This window comes from Enterobacter sp. 296B2, from assembly GCF_034106185.1.
GTDB lineage: Bacteria > Pseudomonadota > Gammaproteobacteria > Enterobacterales > Enterobacteriaceae > Enterobacter > Enterobacter cloacae_N.
In genome coordinates this window covers 1-16,493 of record NZ_JAWNCA010000027.1, presented here as the reverse complement: position 1 = coordinate 16,493, position 16,493 = coordinate 1, and the positions used below count along the sequence as shown (strand labels likewise).

Here is a 16,493-nt window from a genome sequence, read left to right as displayed (position 1 = left end):
TAAATAAAAAACCCGCCTCGGCGGGTTTTTTTTATATCTGCATGTCTTCAATTCACTAGCGGGATGCGTCGATAAAGCTCAATCATATCGCCCGCCAGATCCTGAATAACCATCGCGTTCATCAGGTGGTCCTGAGAATGAACGGTGATCAGGTTAACCGGCAGTTTCCCGGTCCCTTCGTCAAGGCCGATAAGCTGCGTTTGGATCATATGCGCGTGCTTCACATATTCGCGCGACTCTTCCATCGCTTTCTCAGCTTCGTCAAACTCACCTTTACGCGCCATCTGCAGGGCCATCAGGGCCGCGCTGCGTGCCGCACCTGCATTGACCAGCAGTTCCATGATCGTGGTTTCTAAGTCGTCCATTATGACTCCAGCAGCTTGAGTGCTTTTTCCAGTACGGCATCGCCTTTCATCATGCCGTAATCCATCATGTCGATCACCGCGACCTTTTTGCCCAGCGGGTCGGCCTGCGCCTGCAGTTTAGCCTGCTCGTATTTAACCTGTGGCCCCAGCAATACGATGTCGGCCGTCGCGATGTTGTCTTTAAACTCCGCAACCGGAACGGCTTTAATGGTGACTTCAACCCCTTTTTTCTGCGCGGCGTCTTTCATACGTTGAACCAGCATGCTGGTTGACATTCCCGCTGCACAGCATAAAACGATGTTCTTCATAATCAGCCTCGATCTACATGTGTTTATTGATAATTATCTCGCACAGAGGGCTTCAACAACCGCTTTACCACGATTGTGTGTCAGGCATCACAAAGAAACCGGCGAATTTCTGAAACCGGTTACAATTTGTATGACCGTCAACCTCACCCGTGGGGAACGGGCGGGCTGTGAGGTGGGGGATTAGCTGATGGCTGTTCGGATAATGCGGTTTTTACCCTGCCGTTTCGCGCTGTAGAGGGCGCTATCAACGCTTTCGACAAATTGTTCCAGCGGTTCGAAGTGCCATTCACCGAGACCCGCACTGAACGTGACGTGCAGGTTTTCTTCCCGCCAGGCGCGCCTTTCAACGGCGGTGCGCCATGCATCAAGCAATGAGAATGCGGCAGCGATCTGCTCGGCCTGGAAGATCACCGCGAACTCTTCGCCACCGTAGCGGTAGACCGAGACGTTATGGGGCTGCATTATCTGGATCCCCTCACGCGCCACGTTACGCAGGACGATATCACCGCTCAGATGTCCCCACGTGTCGTTAATTGACTTGAAGTTATCAATATCAACCAGCGCCATCGCGAAAGGCTGGTGGGCGCTTAATAATTCCTCTACATCGCTATCGAACGCACGGCGGTTTTTGCAGCCCGTCAGCGCATCGTGAGTGGCCTGGCGGACATATGCCATCTCACGCTCTTTATTGGACTGGATGGTGTGGCTCAGCATCGCTTCCAGACGCGGTGCCTGGCTGACATCGCCCGTTTTGATCGCGTTGATAATGGTCATCAGCACGGTACGTGAGGCATGGCGCAGATAGAGGCCGAAGAGAATGATAATGATGGCCGCCAGCGCGAAACCCCAGCCTACGATCGTCGTTTCGTGGCGGGTAATATCGGTAAGCGTTGCGCCAGAGACCCGGTAGATAACAAACCAGTCCGGATTTGTGAAAGAGTAGTAGTAATACCAGGCGTTGGTTTTCTTGTCGTAGAGATGGCCTTCGCCGCTGGTCATTTTGTCCATCAGCGCTTCGCTCACATACTGTTTGAAGAGCGCGCCAGTATCAGGGTGCAGCACAACGGCGCCATCACGTTCGACGACGAAGAATTCCCCCTGAACAGGGGCGACCATCTGGCGCAGGGTGTAGCCCATTGACGTCAAATCAAGATGAAACGCGAGCGTGCCCTTAAGGCGGCCTTCTGGTGAAATTAACGGCTTATAGACGGTTACCGTCGGGTGGCCGGTGAAGTAATCCATATAGGGGCGGGTATAGTGGCTAAAGATACTGGCTTCAGCCTGGGCGACAAACCACGGCCGCGTCCGGGGATCGAAAGTTTTGCTCTTTTCCGTGGGGAGCACTTCCGGCGCGCGCAGATAATGTCCCTGCGTGTCTGCCAGCGAGATGGATGATACGGTCGGCATCAGATTCTGCAAATGCATCATCATCTGCAGACCTTGCGTCGGGTTAAGGTTGAGGGTCTCGTTTAGCTTGTCGTCGCGCGCAAAGTAGATGGCGGAGCGTCCCAGAATATAGTCATTTTCACGCAGGATAGACTCGGTGTAGTTCACCGCAAGGTTATGGGTGAAATTCCCATTAATCTTATGATAGTCCTCAAGAAAATCCTTTTGTTGCGAAAGCGTGACCACGACTGCGATCAGCGCAAAACTGCACAGGATCCCCGCGAAGCTAAGCATGATTGGCCGGGTAAAAGAGAGCTTTTTGCTGTGAAGTGCCATGAGTTGTACATCGATCCTGATGGTGAATACTTTTCGTCTGCCGATATCCTCTCAGCATAGTCGCTGTCCTGCGGTTAGCGGTGAATTATACGGAACCCAATTTCAGACGAGATGATTTATCTTAAGAATCACTAAGAAATACCTTATTCATGCCATGTCGCCCATCTTATACACGGAGTCTGAGGCAGGGCGAAACGAGGAAGAAGCTTTTCGCCCTGGTCAGCGTCCGTTGCTGACCTGATGACAATAAAAAACCGGACGATCGCTGACAATCATCCGGTTTTGCCTTTCCGTAGCGCCTCGACAATTTTTTACCGTGTTGCAGTGCGTTTCATCGTCATTGCGAGGCTCTTCCCAGCCAGCTGTCCCAGTCTTTCCAGACAGGCTGCAGACCCTGTGTCGTCAGGGCGGCGGCAACGGCTTCTGGACGCCGTCCGTCATGCGGTGCAAACTGCTCCAGCTCCGGATGGTCGTCTGCATAACCGCCCGGCTGCGTTTTGGAAAACGCGCTGACGTTGTTAATCGCAAGGGGAATGACGCGATCGCGAAACGCCGGGGACTCACGTGTTGAGAGCGATAATTCTACTTCCGGGGCGAGCAGGCGAAACGCGCAGATGGTCTGCACCAGCTGGCGTTCATCCATCAGCGAAGCCGGTTCAATGCCTCCTGCGCAGGGGCGCAGGCGCGGGAAGGAGATGGAGTATCGGGTTTGCCAGTAGTGTTGCTGCAGCCACAGCAGATGTTCTGCCACCATGTAGCAATCAACCCGCCAGCTGTCTGAAAGCCCAATTAGCGCACCCAGCCCGATTTTGTCGATCCCGGCACGGCCCAGCCTGTCCGGCGTTTCCAGCCGGAAGAAGAAATCCTGCTTCTTCCCCTTCAGGTGATGCCGGGCGTACGTCGTCTCGTGGTAAGTTTCCTGATAGACCATGACCCCATCCAGCCCGAGCGTTTTTAACTCTGCATACTCGTCCTGCGACAGGGGCTGAACCTCCATCTGCAACGACGCAAACTCCCGACGTATCGCCGGAAGATGCTGACGGAAGTAGTCCATTCCCACTTTCCCCTGATGCTCGCCCGTAACCAGCAGAAGATGCTCAAACCCCATTTCACGAATGGCGGCACACTCGCGTGCGATCTCCTCTTCATCGAGCGTTTTCCGCTTGATGCGGTTGCTCATGGAGAAACCACAGTAGGTACAGTCGTTGGCGCACAGGTTCGAGAGATAGAGCGGGACGTAGAAGCTTACCGTGTTGCCAAACCGTTGCCGGGTGAGGCGCTGAGCGCGCTGTGCCATCGGTTCAAGGTAGGCGCTGGCTGCCGGAGAGAGCAGGGCCATCAGATCCTCACGGGTCAAATGACGGGCATTCAGCGCGCGTTCCACGTCAGCCGCCGTTTTGCTGTTGATGCGCAGGGCAATGTCGTCCCAGTTAAGCTCGCGCCAGCGCTCGGTAAACGTGCTCATGAGATCGCCTCCAGAAAACCGGTCAGCGGGCTGGTAGCCTGTGCCTGGAAACTGCGTGAGCCGGGACCTGATTCTCTGGCCAGCACGCCAGCCTCCACGGCAAGACGGAACGCGCGCGCCATCATCACCGGATCGTCAGCTACCGCAATCGCGGTATTCACCAGCACCGCGTCGGCACCCATCTCCAGCGCCTGCGCGGCGTGGCTGGGAACGCCGATGCCCGCATCCACCACCACCGGCACGGTCGCCTGCTCGATGATGATCTCCAGCATTGCGCGGGTTTCCAGCCCCTGATTGGAGCCAATGGGGGCGCCCAGGGGCATGACGGCGGCGCAGCCGACCTCTTCCAGACGCTTACACAACACGGGATCCGCGCCGCAGTAAGGCAGAACGGTAAACCCCTGCTGCACCAGCTTTTCTGCCGCTTTCAGCGTCTCGATCGGGTCGGGCAGCAGCCAGCGGGCATCCGGGTGAATTTCCAGCTTCAGCCAGCGGGTGCCGAGCGCTTCCCGCGCCAGCTGTGCGGCGAAAATCGCCTCTTCGGCCGTTTTGGCGCCGGAGGTGTTAGGCAGCAGCGTGACGCCGGCTTCAAGCAACGGTGCAAGAATGGCATCGCTGTGATGACGCAGATCCACGCGCTTAAGCGCCAGCGTCACCAGCTGGCTGCCGCTTTCGCGAATGGCATCCACCATCAGCTGTGGCGAGGCGAATTTTCCGGTTCCGGTAAACAGATGCGAATCAAAGACTTTATCGGCAATACGTAACATGTCAGCCCCCTGCGATAACCTGAAACAGCAGGATCTGGTCGCCTTCATTGACCTGCTGATGTTCCCACTGCTCGCGCGGCAGGATCTGTTGATTGAGCGCCAGCGCCGTTCCCGGCTTAAGCTGGCGTAATTTATCGAGCAGTACGGCAACGGTAAGCCCGTCGTCGCAGCTCATCGGCTCATCGTTAAACAGAATGCGCATCGCGGCCTCCGCATACCGGGCAGCGGCTGGCGCGGTGTAGCGCCAGATGGCGCCAGCCGCTGGAGCGGGCGTCGAACAGGCGCAGCGTGTTGCGCTCCGTCTCCATGCCGCTGAGCAGCTTGATGGCCTCCAGCGCCTGCAGCGTGCCCATCACGCCCACCACCGGACCAAGCACACCCGCCGTGCGGCAGTTGCGCGCTGGCTCGGCATCGTCCGGCCACAGGCAACGGTAGCAGCCCTGCGCCCACGGCGGCGTCAGGACCATCATCTGCCCGCCGAACCCCACCGCGCTGGCGGTGATCAGCGGCGTATTCTCTGCCACGCAGGCGGCGTTGATGGCCTGACGCGTCGCCATATTATCGGTGCAGTCCAGCACCGCGTCGGCAAGGGCGACTTCACGCTGCAAATGTTCACCGCTCAGCCGCGTCTGAAGTGCAATCAGTTCGATATCGGGGTTGAGCTGATTCAGCCTCTGGCGCGTAACTTGCGCTTTAGGCTGGTTGACATCGTCTGTCGTGAAGAGGATTTGCCGCTGCAGGTTGCTGAGGTGCACTTCGTCGTCATCGGCCAGCACCAGCGTGCCCACGCCCGCACCGGCCAGATAGAGCGCGGCGGGCGCGCCTAATCCTCCCAGGCCAACAATCAGCACCCGGCTGGCGAGCAGCTTTTGCTGCCCGTCGATGGCGATATCTTCCAGCAGGATCTGACGGCTGTAGCGCATAAAATCGCGGTCATTCATTGCCAGCTCCTGCCAGCTGTAAAAGCTGTTCGGTGGCGGACCGCCAGTCTGCGGCCTGGGTGATGGCGCTGACGACGGCGATACTGCCGACGCCGGTCTCCAGCACTGCCGGGGCGCGTTCAAGGCTGATTCCGCCAATGGCGACGGTCGGGTAATCGGCAAGGCGCTTAACGTGACTCGCCAGCTGCGTCAGCCCCTGCGGCGCCGAGGGCATCTGCTTGGTTTGCGTCGGGAAGACGTGACCCAGCGCGATGTAAGAGGGGCGGGCCGTCAGCGCCACGTCGATCTCCATGTCATCGTGTGTTGAAACGCCAAGGCGCAGGCCAGCCTGGCGGATGGCGTTCAAATCGGTGGTTTCCAGGTCCTCCTGACCCAAATGGACACCATACGCCTGGTGCTTAATCGCCAGTCGCCAGTAATCGTTGATAAACAGACGCGCGTCGTAACGGCGTCCCAGCGCGATGGCGGCGACCACATCGGCCTCTACCTCTTCATCGCGCTTATCCTTGATGCGCAGCTGGAGGGTGCGAACGCCGGCCTCAAGCAGGCGTTCGATCCACTCCACGCTGTCCACCACCGGATAGAGCCCTAAACGGAAGGGCACGGAGGGGAAATCAGGCTGGTACATTACGCCTCCTCTTTTTTGAGGTAGATTTCGCCGCCTTTCGTGCGGAAGTTTTCTGACATGTCCGCCATGCCGACTTCAATGGTCTGCGCGGCGGCGTAGTCGCGCACCTCCTGGCTAATTTTCATCGAGCAGAACTTCGGCCCGCACATGGAGCAGAAGTGCGCCACCTTACCCGATTCCTGCGGCAGGGTTTCATCGTGGTAGGCGCGGGCGGTGAAGGGATCGAGCGCCAGGTTAAACTGGTCTTCCCAGCGGAATTCAAAGCGCGCTTTGGACATGGCGTTGTCGCGGATTTGCGCACCCGGGTGGCCTTTCGCCAGATCCGCCGCGTGGGCGGCAATCTTGTAGGTAATCAGCCCCTGCTTCACGTCCTCTTTGTTAGGCAGGCCGAGGTGCTCTTTCGGCGTCACGTAGCAGAGCATGGCGCAGCCGAACCAGCCGATCATTGCCGCCCCAATGCCTGACGTGAAGTGGTCATAGCCCGGCGCAATATCGGTCGTCAATGGCCCCAGGGTGTAGAACGGCGCTTCGTGGCAGTGTTCCAGCTCCTCGGTCATGTTGCGGCGGATCATCTGCATCGGCACGTGGCCCGGGCCTTCAATCATTACCTGCACGTCATACTCCCAGGCGATTTTGGTCAGTTCGCCCAGCGTGTGCAGCTCGGCAAACTGCGCTTCGTCGTTGGCGTCGCGAATTGAGCCCGGACGCAGGCCGTCGCCCAGCGACAGCGAGACGTCATAGGCGGCGCAGATTTCGCAGATCTCGCGGAAGTGCTCGTAGAGGAAGTTTTCCTGATGATGGGACAGGCACCACTTCGCCATAATGGAACCGCCGCGCGAGACGATGCCGGTCAGACGCTTCGCCGTCATCGGCACATAGCGCAGCAGCACGCCTGCGTGAATGGTGAAGTAGTCCACACCCTGTTCCGCCTGCTCCAGCAGCGTGTCGCGGAACGCTTCCCAGGTGAGGTTTTCGGCGATGCCGTTGACCTTCTCCAGCGCCTGATAAATCGGGACGGTACCGATCGGCACCGGGCTGTTACGCAGGATCCATTCGCGGGTTTCGTGGATGTAGCGGCCAGTAGAAAGATCCATTACCGTATCCGCGCCCCAGCGCGTTGACCAGACCAGCTTTTCCACCTCTTCTTCGATGGATGACGTCACCGCCGAGTTGCCGATGTTGGCATTGACCTTCACCAGGAAATTGCGGCCAATAATCATCGGCTCGGATTCCGGATGGTTAATGTTGGCGGGGATAATGGCGCGGCCGGCGGCCACTTCGTCACGCACAAACTCCGGGGTGATGTTTTCCGGCAGGCGAGCGCCAAAGCCTTCGCCCGGATGCTGGTGGCGTAGCACTTCGCTGCGGATGCGCTCGCGACCCATGTTTTCACGGATGGCGATGAACTCCATCTCCGGCGTGACGATCCCTTGGCGCGCGTAGTGCAACTGGGTCACGCATTTGCCCGCTCTGGCGCGTTTTGGCGTCAGCAGGCCGGTAAAGCGCAGCTCGTCCAGACCGTCGTCGGCCAGACGTTCTTTGGTATACGCAGAGCTGCGCACGCTCAGCTCTTCGCAGTCGTTACGCGCGTCAATCCACGGCTGGCGTAGCTTTGCCAGGCCCTGTTGGACGTTGATGGCAACATCAGGATCGCCGTACGGGCCTGAGGTGTCATACACCGGCACGGCTTCGTTGTCTTCGTACTGCGGGTTCTCTTTGCTGCCGCCAATAAGCGTCGGGCTAAGCTGGATTTCACGCATCGGCACGCGGATATCGGCCTGCGAGCCGGTGATGTAGATACGTTTCGAGTTTGGGAAGGCGGTCCCTTCCAGGGTATCGATGAAGCGTTGGGCGTGTTCGCGCTGTTCGCGACGGGTCAATTTAGCGATAGACATAGCTCATTCCAAAAGTGAAGGACATGGCTTGTCAGACGACGGATGAAGCAAGAGAAGATCGCCCAGGGGCGATTCAACAGCAGTGTAACTCTTGTTCCCTTCGCAGGTATTAGCCTGATCAGGTTCCGCGGATCCCGAATTAACGGTCTCAGCCCGCGCGTTCAGGCGCTGGGCACTCCGACAAGAAAAATCCCCCTCCGTAGAGGGGCGAATGGTTGTAAATTACTCGTTAACGATTAAGAACTCAAGCCGGGCGCACGACGTTATCTTCGTGGCTGACGTCCAGGCCGTTATCCAGGGCGAGGGCGATCAGCTTATCTTCCAGCGTGAATCGCTCTTCCAGCGCTTCGCCAAGGTCGGAAAGCGCCTGCTGGAACTCAAGATAATTATCGTGATCGATGGCATTCTCGAGCGTGGAATCGTAGTAATCCATAATCTGCTGGGTATTGGCTTCCAGTAGTGGACAAAGTTTGCTGGCCGCTAAACAGGGATTTGTGCCTTCCATTTCGCGGATAATACGTTCATAAATGTTGAAATGGCCGTCGGAAAGGTAGTCGACCAGGCTCTGACAAAAATCATCCAGCGCTTTTTCGTTCAGCCGCATAAAGGATTCTTTGCCAGGCTTAAGACCGACCAGATTGTAATACGCCACGAGGAGATGCTTGCGTACATGTAGCCAGCGATCCACCAGTGTGTTACTTCCTCCAACGCGCTCCGTCAGGCTTTCTAGCTGGTTTAACATGGTCGACTCCGCAAAGTTTAGAATGGGATCTACTTATCCAAAATGTAACCACAATGCTAACAACATGTCAGTGAAGCGAAGGTAGTGCAATAGATATGGATCGTATTATTGAAAAATCAGATCTGGGTTGGTGGATCGTCAGTCACGAACAGAAGTTGTGGCTGCCCGGTGGAGAAATACCCTACGGTGCGGCAGAAACGTTCGATCTCGTGGGCCTGCCTGCGCTCAGGATCGGCGAGTGGCAGGGTGAGCCCGTATGGTTGATCCAACAAGCGCGTCGTCAGGATATGGGATCCGTTCGCCAGGTGCTTGATCTGGATGCGGGACTGTTCCAGCTCGCGGGGCGGGGCGTGCAGCTGGCGGAGTTTTATCGCTCGCACAAATACTGCGGCTATTGCGGGCATACCATGCACCCAAGCAAAACCGAGTGGGCGCTGCTCTGCGGCCACTGCCGTGAACGTTATTATCCGCAGATCGCACCGTGCATCATCGTCGCCATCCGGCGCGACGATTCCATCCTGCTGGCGCAGCATACCCGCCATCGCAACGGCATTCATACCGTCCTCGCCGGGTTCGTCGAGGTGGGCGAAACGCTGGAGCAGGCGGTAGCGCGCGAGGTGATGGAAGAGAGCGGAATCAAGGTGAAAAACCTGCGCTACGTCACCTCGCAGCCGTGGCCGTTCCCGATGTCGCTGATGACGGCGTTTATGGCTGAATATGATAGCGGCGAGATCGTTATCGACCAGAAAGAGCTGCTGGAGGCAAACTGGTATCGTTATGACGATCTGCCTCTTTTACCCCCACCGGGTACGGTGGCGCGTCGGCTGATAGAAGATACTGTGGCGATGTGTCGGGCCGAGTATGAGTAGTGTTACACTGAGGCCATGACGCTTAAGGAACTGCAAAAATGACCGAACTGAAGAACGATCGTTATCTGCGTGCGCTGCTGCGCCAGCCCGTTGATGTCACCCCGGTGTGGATGATGCGCCAGGCGGGACGCTATCTGCCAGAGTACAAAGCCACGCGCGCGCAGGCGGGTGATTTTATGTCGCTGTGCAAAAACGCCGAGCTGGCCTGTGAAGTAACGCTCCAGCCGCTGCGCCGCTTCCCGCTGGATGCCGCCATTCTCTTTTCGGACATTCTCACCATTCCGGACGCCATGGGCCTTGGGCTCTATTTTGAAACCGGCGAAGGCCCGCGCTTCACCTCCCCAATCAAAAGCAAAGCCGACGTGGATAAGCTGCCGATCCCCGATCCGGAAGACGAGCTGGGCTACGTGATGAACGCCGTACGTACCATTCGCCGTGAGCTGAAAGGTGAAGTGCCGCTGATTGGCTTCTCCGGCAGCCCGTGGACGCTGGCGACCTATATGGTTGAAGGGGGCAGCAGCAAAGCCTTCACCATGATTAAAAAGATGATGTACGCCGAGCCGCTGGCCCTGCATGCGCTGCTCGACAAGCTGGCGAAGAGCGTCACCCTCTATCTGAACGCGCAGATTAAAGCGGGCGCGCAGTCGGTGATGATTTTCGATACCTGGGGCGGCGTGCTGACCGGGCGCGATTATCAGCAGTTCTCCCTGTACTACATGCACAAAATCGTCGACGGCCTGCTGCGTGAAAACGAAGGCCGCCGCGTGCCGGTGACGCTGTTCACCAAAGGTGGCGGCCAGTGGCTGGAAGCGATGGCGGCAACCGGCTGCGACGCGCTGGGCCTCGACTGGACCACCGATATCGCCGAAGCGCGCCGTCGCGTGGGCGACAAAGTGGCGCTGCAGGGCAATATGGATCCGTCCATGCTCTATGCGCCGCCAGCCCGCATTGAAGAAGAAGTGTCGACTATACTGTCTGGTTTCGGCCAGGGTGAAGGCCACGTGTTTAACCTCGGCCACGGCATCCATCAGGATGTGCCGCCAGAACACGCAGGCGTATTTGTGGAGGCGGTGCATAGGCTTTCAGCCCAGTATCACAAGTAAGGAGAGGTTATGGATCTCGCGTCGCTACGCGCTCAGCAAATCGAACTGGCTTCATCAGTGATCCGTGAGGATCGTCTGGATAAGGATCCTCCGCAGTACATTGGTGGAGCGGACGTCGGGTTCGAGCAGGGTGGGGAAGTGACGCGAGCGGCGATGGTCGTACTGAAATACCCTTCGCTTGAGCTGGTGGAGTACAAGGTGGCGCGTATCGCGACCACCATGCCGTACATTCCGGGTTTCCTCTCCTTTCGCGAATATCCCGCGCTGCTGGCAGCGTGGGAACAGCTCTCGCAAAAACCTGACCTGCTGTTTGTCGATGGACACGGTATTTCCCACCCGCGCCGCTTAGGCGTTGCCAGCCACTTTGGGCTGCTGGTGGATGTGCCGACCATCGGCGTCGCCAAGAAGCGCCTGTGTGGGGCGTTTGAGCCGCTCTCCCCAGAGCCTGGCGCGCTGGCGCCGCTCATCCATAAAGGCGAGCAGCTGGCGTGGGTCTGGCGCAGCAAGGCGCGCTGTAACCCGCTGTTCATCGCCACCGGGCACCGGGTCAGTATGGACAGCGCCCTGGCGTGGGTTCAGCGCTGCATGAAGGGCTACCGTTTACCTGAGCCGACGCGCTGGGCGGACGCCGTTGCCTCCTCGCGTCCGGCTTTTGTTCGTTGGCAGGAAATTCAGCCGTGATTCAGGTAAACTGCGGCTAATTTTCGATTCGAGACCTCATCATGCTACAAAACCCGATTCATCTGCGCCTTGAGAAGCTGGAAAGTTGGCAGCACGTGACGTTTATGGCTTGCCTGTGCGAGCGCATGTATCCCAACTACGCCGCGTTCTGTAAGCAAACGGAGTTTGGCGAAGGCCAGATTTATCGCCGCATCCTGGATTTAATCTGGGAGACGCTGACGGTGAAAGACGCGAAGGTGAACTTCGACTCTCAGCTGGAAAAGCTGGAAGAGGCGATCCCGGTTGCGGATGATTTTGACCTGTACGGAGTTTATCCGGCGATTGATGCCTGCGTCGCGTTAAGCGAGCTGCTCCACTCTCGTCTGAGCGGTGAAACGCTGGAGCACGCTATCGAAGTCAGTAAGGCCTCGATTACCACCGTCGCCATGCTGGAGATGACCCAGGCAGGTCGTGAAATGACCGACGAAGAGCTGCGTGCCAATCCGGCCGTAGAGCAAGAATGGGATATCCAGTGGGAAATTTTCCGCCTGCTGGCAGAGTGTGAAGAACGCGATATTGAGCTGATCAAAGGTCTGCGAGCGGACTTACGTGAGGCCGGCGAGAGCAATATTGGCATAATTTTTAACCAATGAGACAACAAAACGTGATTTAACGCCTGTTTTGTCGCTCCTCGACTCTTCCCTTCTGCCCCCCGTCTGGTCTACATTTGGGGGGCGAAAAAAAGTGGCTATCGGTGCGTGTATGCAGGAGAGTGCTTTTTTGGCATTTTCGTCGCACTCGATGCTTAGCAAGCGATAAACACATTGAAAGGATAACTTATGAACAAGACTCAACTGATTGATGTAATTGCGGACAAGGCTGATCTGTCTAAAGTGCAGGCTAAAGCTGCTCTGGAATCTACCCTGGCTGCTATTACTGAGTCTCTGAAAGAAGGCGATGCTGTACAACTGGTTGGTTTCGGTACCTTCAAAGTGAACCACCGCGCTGAGCGTACTGGCCGCAACCCGCAGACCGGTAAAGAAATCAAAATCGCCGCAGCTAACGTGCCGGCATTTGTTTCTGGTAAAGCACTGAAAGACGCTGTTAAGTAAGACGCGTGGCAGTGAACAGTTTTAGCGAAGGGGCGGCAACGCCCCTTTTGTCTTTCTGGCGTGGAACGCTCGCGCTGGCAGGCGTGCTGTTGCTGTCAGCCTGTAGCCACGATTCCTCCCTCCCTCCGTTTACCGCCAGCGGTTACGCGGACAACCAGGGGGCGGTCAGGATCTGGCGCAAAGATTCCGGTGGCGAAGTGCATCTGCTTTCTGCCTTCAGCCCGTGGCATAGCGGCAATACGTCGACTGCGGAATATCGCTGGCAGGGAGATGACCTGTCGCTGATTGAACTGAACGTCTACAGCAAAACCCCCGAACACGTGAAAGTGCGTTTTGATGACCATGGCGAGCTGAGCTTTATGCAGCGTGAAGTCGGCGGTCAAAAACAGCAGCTTTCCAGCGATCAAATCGCCCTCTACCGTTACCGTGCCGAACAAATCCGCCAGACAAGCGACGCGCTGCGTCTGGGACGCGTTGTGCTGCGCCAGGGGCGCTGGCATACCGATGGGACGGTGACCACCTGCGAAGGGCAGACGGTGAAGCCTGAGCTCGAATCCTGGGCGACCGAACATATTCAACGCCGTCAGCGTCATTCATCAATGGAGGTGAGTGTGGCGTGGCTGGAAGCGCCGGAAGGCTCTCAGCTGCTGCTGGTGGCGAACGAAGACTTCTGCACCTGGCAGCCGACAGAGAAAAGTTTTTGATTTAAGTTCCCTCTCCCTTGAGGGAGAGGGTTAGGGTGAGGGTGTGAAATTACTCGCCCTGCTCACGCGCAATCGCGCGATAACCGATATCCTGGCGGCTGAAGCTGCCGTCCCAGTGAATATCCGCCATCAGCGCATAAGCGCGCTTCTGCGCTTCTGCCACGGTATGGCCCAGCGCGGTGGCGCACAGCACGCGGCCACCGTTGGTGAGGACGCGATCGTCGTCAGCCAGCTTCGTCCCGGCGTGGAACACCTTCGCACCGTCAATTTCTTCCAGCGGCAGGCCGTGGATTTCATCGCCGGTGCTGTAGCTACCCGGATACCCACCCGCAGCAATCACCACGCCCAGAGACGCGCGCTCGTCCCACTCTGAGGTTTTCTCGTCGAGCTTGCCTTCGCAGGCTGCCAGACACAGTTCCACCAGATCGGATTTCATGCGCAGCATGATGGGCTGTGTTTCCGGATCGCCGAAGCGGCAGTTGAATTCAATCACCTTCGGGTTGCCCTGCTTGTCGATCATCAGACCAGCGTAAAGGAAACCAGTGTAGGTATTGCCTTCCGCCGCCATCCCTTTCACGGTAGGCCAGATGATGCGGTCCATGGTGCGCTGGTGCACTTCGTCAGTCACTACCGGAGCAGGGGAGTAGGCGCCCATCCCGCCGGTATTCGGGCCGGTATCGCCGTTGCCCACGCGCTTGTGATCCTGGCTGGTGGCCATCGGCAGAACGTGCTCGCCGTCGACCATCACGATAAAACTCGCCTCTTCACCGTCGAGGAACTCTTCGATCACGATGCGGTGGCCCGCGTCGCCAAAGGCGTTGCCGGCCAGCATATCGTGAACAGCGGCTTCGGCTTCCTCGAGGGTCATCGCGACGATAACGCCTTTCCCGGCGGCCAGACCGTCGGCCTTGATGACAATCGGCGCGCCTTTTTCACGTAAGTAGGCCAGGGCTGGCTCCACTTCGGTGAAGTTCTGATACTCCGCCGTCGGAATGTTATGACGCGCGAGAAAATCTTTGGTGAAGGCTTTAGAGCCTTCAAGCTGGGCTGCACCCTCCGTTGGGCCGAAGATTTTCAGGCCGGCTGCGCGGAACGCATCCACCACGCCAATTACCAGCGGTGCTTCCGGGCCCACAATCGTCAGGTCGATTTTCTCGCTCTGGGCAAAGCTCAGCAGCGCCGGGATATCGGTCACGCCGATAGCCACGTTCTGCAGCGCGGGTTCCAGCGCGGTACCGGCGTTGCCCGGTGCCACGAAGACGGTATCAACCAGCGGAGACTGCGCCGCTTTCCACGCCAGAGCGTGCTCGCGCCCGCCGTTACCAATCACTAATACTTTCATTTTCTGCTCCGGGAATTAATGGCGGAAGTGACGCATGTCGGTGAAGATCATCGCGATGCCGTGTTCGTCGGCGGCGGCAATCACTTCGTCGTCGCGGATAGAGCCGCCAGGCTGGATCACGCAGGTGATGCCCACAGCAGCAGCCGCGTCGATACCGTCACGGAACGGGAAGAAGGCGTCAGAAGCCATGGCGGAGCCTTTCACTTCCAGACCTTCATCGCCTGCTTTAATGCCCGCAATTTTCGCGGAGTAAACGCGGCTCATCTGGCCGGCGCCTATCCCGATGGTCATGTTCTCTTTGGCGTAGACAATGGCGTTGGATTTGACGAACTTGGCGACCTTCCAGCAGAACAGCGCGTCACGCAGTTCCTGTTCGCTCGGCTGACGTTTAGTCACCACGCGCAGGTCGGCTTCTGTCACCATCCCCAGATCGCGGTCCTGAACCAGCAGACCGCCATTCACGCGCTTGAAGTCCAGGCCCGGCACGCGTTCTGCCCACTGGCCGCAAACCAGTACGCGCACGTTCTGTTTCGCCGCGGTGATTTTCAGCGCTTCTTCGGATGCGGACGGCGCGATGATCACTTCAACGAACTGGCGGGAGATGATGGCCTGTGCGGTTTCAGCATCCAGCTCGCGGTTGAAGGCGATAATGCCGCCGAACGCGGAGGTTGGGTCGGTTTTGTACGCGCGATCGTAGGCATCCAGAATAGAGTTGCTCACGGCAACGCCGCATGGGTTCGCATGCTTGACGATAACGCAGGCCGGCTCGCTGAATTCTTTCACGCACTCCAGCGCGGCGTCGGTGTCGGCAATGTTGTTATAGGAGAGCGCTTTGCCCTGCACCTGCCTGGCAGTCGCAACAGAGGCTTCTTTTACCTCTTCTTCTATATAGAAGGCTGCCTGCTGGTGGCTGTTCTCACCGTAACGCATATCCTGCTTCTTAATGAAGTTCAGGTTCAGGGTGCGCGGGAAGCGGCCAGAAGGATCTTTGCTTTCACCGTGGTAAGCCGGCACCAGGCTACCGAAGTAGTTGGCGATCATGCTGTCGTACGCCGCGGTGTGTTCGAAGGCTTTGATGGCGAGGTCGAAACGCGTTTCCAGTGTGAGCGACCCTTCGTTAGCATCCATCTCATTAATAATGGTTTCGTAATCGCTGCTCTTCACCACGATGGCCACATCTTTATGGTTCTTGGCCGCGGAGCGCACCATGGTCGGGCCGCCGATATCAATATTCTCTACGGCATCTTCAAGAGAACAGCCTTCGCGGGCAACGGTTTGGGCAAACGGGTAGAGGTTAACGACCACCATGTCGATTGGGGCGATGTCATGCTGTTTCATAATGGCGTCGTCCTGACCGCGACGGCCAAGAATACCGCCGTGTACTTTCGGGTGCAGGGTTTTGACGCGTCCATCCATCATTTCCGGGAAACCGGTGTAATCGGACACTTCGGTTACCGGCAGACCTTTATCTGCTAACAGGCGAGCGGTACCGCCTGTGGAAAGCAGCTCCACACCGCGTGCGGAAAGTGCCTGAGCGAATTCGACGATACCGGCTTTATCAGAAACACTGAGCAGAGCGCGGCGGACTGGACGACGTTGTTGCATGGTAAATCCCCTGGATTTCACGATTACAGAGAGCGTTAGATGAATTTTCCAGTGAAAAACTCATCTAACACACCTGACGGGGCATCCTTATTAAGCGCGAGCATTTTAACGAAAACGTTTGCGCAACGCTCGCATATTTTCACTTTTTCGTATCATTGTGGATAAGTCTGTGTGTAAAAAGGTATAAGGCGGGGTTTTGCTGTGGAATGCAGCAGTCAGTCATTTTTCTGTTATTTAACGGTTGCGGCCTGCGGAGAACTCCCTA

Annotated in this window: 18 protein-coding genes and 1 riboswitch; of the genes, 6 read left to right on the top strand and 12 right to left on the bottom strand. The window is 57.5% G+C overall.

Annotated features, from left to right (window positions below; all coding sequences use genetic code 11):
* Nucleotides 1-47 precede the first annotated feature (47 nt).
* The 10 genes from URZ40_RS17970 to URZ40_RS17925 form a co-directional block, all read right to left on the bottom strand.
* A complete protein-coding gene (locus URZ40_RS17970) occupies nucleotides 48-365 on the bottom strand; it encodes a PTS lactose/cellobiose transporter subunit IIA (RefSeq protein ID WP_316380450.1) in 318 nt (105 codons plus the stop codon).
* Nucleotides 365-673 carry a PTS sugar transporter subunit IIB gene (locus URZ40_RS17965; RefSeq protein ID WP_010425948.1) on the bottom strand — a complete coding sequence of 103 codons (309 nt, stop codon included), beginning with the start codon at nucleotides 671-673 and terminating at the stop codon, nucleotides 365-367. Before URZ40_RS17965 ends, URZ40_RS17970 begins: the two co-directional genes overlap by 1 nt.
* Before the next feature lie 180 nt (nucleotides 674-853).
* Nucleotides 854-2,395 carry a sensor domain-containing diguanylate cyclase gene (locus tag URZ40_RS17960; RefSeq protein ID WP_163331139.1) on the bottom strand — a complete coding sequence of 514 codons (1,542 nt, stop codon included), beginning with the start codon at nucleotides 2,393-2,395 and terminating at the stop codon, nucleotides 854-856.
* A 337-nt stretch (nucleotides 2,396-2,732) separates the two neighbouring features.
* Complete coding sequence (thiH, locus tag URZ40_RS17955; protein ID WP_316380452.1) at nucleotides 2,733-3,860, bottom strand: 2-iminoacetate synthase ThiH; 1,128 nt, start codon at nucleotides 3,858-3,860, stop codon at nucleotides 2,733-2,735.
* Nucleotides 3,857-4,627 (bottom strand): thiazole synthase, encoded by a 771-nt coding sequence (gene thiG, locus URZ40_RS17950; RefSeq protein ID WP_316380453.1) that lies wholly within the window; start codon nucleotides 4,625-4,627, stop codon nucleotides 3,857-3,859. Before thiG ends, thiH begins: the two co-directional genes overlap by 4 nt.
* A 1-nt stretch (nucleotide 4,628) precedes the next feature.
* Complete coding sequence (gene thiS, locus URZ40_RS17945) at nucleotides 4,629-4,829, bottom strand: sulfur carrier protein ThiS (protein WP_163331138.1); 201 nt, start codon at nucleotides 4,827-4,829, stop codon at nucleotides 4,629-4,631.
* On the bottom strand, nucleotides 4,813-5,568 hold the full coding sequence (locus URZ40_RS17940) for a HesA/MoeB/ThiF family protein (protein WP_116344073.1): 756 nt from the start codon (nucleotides 5,566-5,568) through the stop codon (nucleotides 4,813-4,815). The genes thiS and URZ40_RS17940 overlap by 17 nt, the downstream gene beginning before the upstream one ends.
* On the bottom strand, nucleotides 5,561-6,196 hold the full coding sequence (gene thiE / locus URZ40_RS17935; RefSeq protein WP_320720948.1) for a thiamine phosphate synthase: 636 nt from the start codon (nucleotides 6,194-6,196) through the stop codon (nucleotides 5,561-5,563). Before thiE ends, URZ40_RS17940 begins: the two co-directional genes overlap by 8 nt.
* A complete protein-coding gene (thiC, locus tag URZ40_RS17930; protein ID WP_316380454.1) occupies nucleotides 6,196-8,091 on the bottom strand; it encodes a phosphomethylpyrimidine synthase ThiC in 1,896 nt (631 codons plus the stop codon). Before thiC ends, thiE begins: the two co-directional genes overlap by 1 nt.
* Nucleotides 8,092-8,169: 78 nt before the next feature.
* A riboswitch (TPP riboswitch) is annotated at nucleotides 8,170-8,281 on the bottom strand.
* Between the two features lie 54 nt (nucleotides 8,282-8,335).
* A complete protein-coding gene (locus tag URZ40_RS17925; protein ID WP_061096558.1) occupies nucleotides 8,336-8,833 on the bottom strand; it encodes an Rsd/AlgQ family anti-sigma factor in 498 nt (165 codons plus the stop codon).
* 95 nt (nucleotides 8,834-8,928) lie between these two features.
* On the opposite strand from URZ40_RS17925, the gene nudC reads away from it, so the two are divergent.
* The 6 genes from nudC (at nucleotide 8,929) to URZ40_RS17895 (ending at nucleotide 13,281) form a co-directional block, all read left to right on the top strand.
* Nucleotides 8,929-9,702: an NAD(+) diphosphatase gene (nudC, locus tag URZ40_RS17920; RefSeq protein ID WP_163331135.1), complete on the top strand. Its 774-nt coding sequence runs from the start codon at nucleotides 8,929-8,931 to the stop codon at nucleotides 9,700-9,702.
* Nucleotides 9,703-9,740: 38 nt separating this feature from the next.
* Entirely contained in the window at nucleotides 9,741-10,805 is a 1,065-nt protein-coding gene (gene hemE, locus URZ40_RS17915) for a uroporphyrinogen decarboxylase (protein ID WP_116344069.1), read from the top strand.
* Between the two features lie 9 nt (nucleotides 10,806-10,814).
* Entirely contained in the window at nucleotides 10,815-11,486 is a 672-nt protein-coding gene (gene nfi / locus URZ40_RS17910; RefSeq protein ID WP_023331768.1) for a deoxyribonuclease V, read from the top strand.
* A 41-nt stretch (nucleotides 11,487-11,527) separates the two neighbouring features.
* Nucleotides 11,528-12,118, top strand: coding sequence for a YjaG family protein (locus tag URZ40_RS17905; protein WP_116344068.1), 591 nt, complete (start codon nucleotides 11,528-11,530; stop codon nucleotides 12,116-12,118).
* Between the two features lie 186 nt (nucleotides 12,119-12,304).
* Nucleotides 12,305-12,577: a nucleoid-associated protein HU-alpha gene (gene hupA / locus URZ40_RS17900; protein WP_002445246.1), complete on the top strand. Its 273-nt coding sequence runs from the start codon at nucleotides 12,305-12,307 to the stop codon at nucleotides 12,575-12,577.
* Nucleotides 12,578-12,588: 11 nt separating this feature from the next.
* On the top strand, nucleotides 12,589-13,281 hold the full coding sequence (locus URZ40_RS17895; RefSeq protein WP_302221391.1) for a DUF1481 domain-containing protein: 693 nt from the start codon (nucleotides 12,589-12,591) through the stop codon (nucleotides 13,279-13,281).
* A 49-nt stretch (nucleotides 13,282-13,330) separates the two neighbouring features.
* On the opposite strand, the gene purD is transcribed toward URZ40_RS17895, so the two are convergent.
* Entirely contained in the window at nucleotides 13,331-14,623 is a 1,293-nt protein-coding gene (gene purD, locus URZ40_RS17890) for a phosphoribosylamine--glycine ligase (RefSeq protein ID WP_316380455.1), read from the bottom strand.
* Between the two features lie 15 nt (nucleotides 14,624-14,638).
* A complete protein-coding gene (gene purH, locus URZ40_RS17885) occupies nucleotides 14,639-16,228 on the bottom strand; it encodes a bifunctional phosphoribosylaminoimidazolecarboxamide formyltransferase/IMP cyclohydrolase (protein WP_116344065.1) in 1,590 nt (529 codons plus the stop codon).
* Between the last annotated feature and the right edge of the window lie 265 nt (nucleotides 16,229-16,493).

Excerpts from the sequence above, each read along its gene's own strand:
- URZ40_RS17905 (WP_116344068.1), top strand. The coding sequence starts at position 11,528 with ATGCTACAAAACCCGATTCATCTGCGCCTTGAGAAGCTGGAAAGTTGG.
- thiE (WP_320720948.1), bottom strand. The coding sequence starts at position 6,196 with ATGTACCAGCCTGATTTCCCCTCCGTGCCCTTCCGTTTAGGGCTCTAT.
- purD (WP_316380455.1), bottom strand. The coding sequence starts at position 14,623 with ATGAAAGTATTAGTGATTGGTAACGGCGGGCGCGAGCACGCTCTGGCG.
- thiS (WP_163331138.1), bottom strand. The coding sequence starts at position 4,829 with ATGCGCATTCTGTTTAACGATGAGCCGATGAGCTGCGACGACGGGCTT.
- URZ40_RS17940 (WP_116344073.1), bottom strand. The coding sequence starts at position 5,568 with ATGAATGACCGCGATTTTATGCGCTACAGCCGTCAGATCCTGCTGGAA.
- hemE (WP_116344069.1), top strand. The coding sequence starts at position 9,741 with ATGACCGAACTGAAGAACGATCGTTATCTGCGTGCGCTGCTGCGCCAG.
- hupA (WP_002445246.1), top strand. The coding sequence starts at position 12,305 with ATGAACAAGACTCAACTGATTGATGTAATTGCGGACAAGGCTGATCTG.
- nudC (WP_163331135.1), top strand. The coding sequence starts at position 8,929 with ATGGATCGTATTATTGAAAAATCAGATCTGGGTTGGTGGATCGTCAGT.
- thiH (WP_316380452.1), bottom strand. The coding sequence starts at position 3,860 with ATGAGCACGTTTACCGAGCGCTGGCGCGAGCTTAACTGGGACGACATT.
- thiC (WP_316380454.1), bottom strand. The coding sequence starts at position 8,091 with ATGTCTATCGCTAAATTGACCCGTCGCGAACAGCGCGAACACGCCCAA.
- URZ40_RS17965 (WP_010425948.1), bottom strand. The coding sequence starts at position 673 with ATGAAGAACATCGTTTTATGCTGTGCAGCGGGAATGTCAACCAGCATG.
- URZ40_RS17925 (WP_061096558.1), bottom strand. The coding sequence starts at position 8,833 with ATGTTAAACCAGCTAGAAAGCCTGACGGAGCGCGTTGGAGGAAGTAAC.
- purH (WP_116344065.1), bottom strand. The coding sequence starts at position 16,228 with ATGCAACAACGTCGTCCAGTCCGCCGCGCTCTGCTCAGTGTTTCTGAT.
- thiG (WP_316380453.1), bottom strand. The coding sequence starts at position 4,627 with ATGTTACGTATTGCCGATAAAGTCTTTGATTCGCATCTGTTTACCGGA.
- nfi (WP_023331768.1), top strand. The coding sequence starts at position 10,815 with ATGGATCTCGCGTCGCTACGCGCTCAGCAAATCGAACTGGCTTCATCA.
- URZ40_RS17970 (WP_316380450.1), bottom strand. The coding sequence starts at position 365 with ATGGACGACTTAGAAACCACGATCATGGAACTGCTGGTCAATGCAGGT.
- URZ40_RS17960 (WP_163331139.1), bottom strand. The coding sequence starts at position 2,395 with ATGGCACTTCACAGCAAAAAGCTCTCTTTTACCCGGCCAATCATGCTT.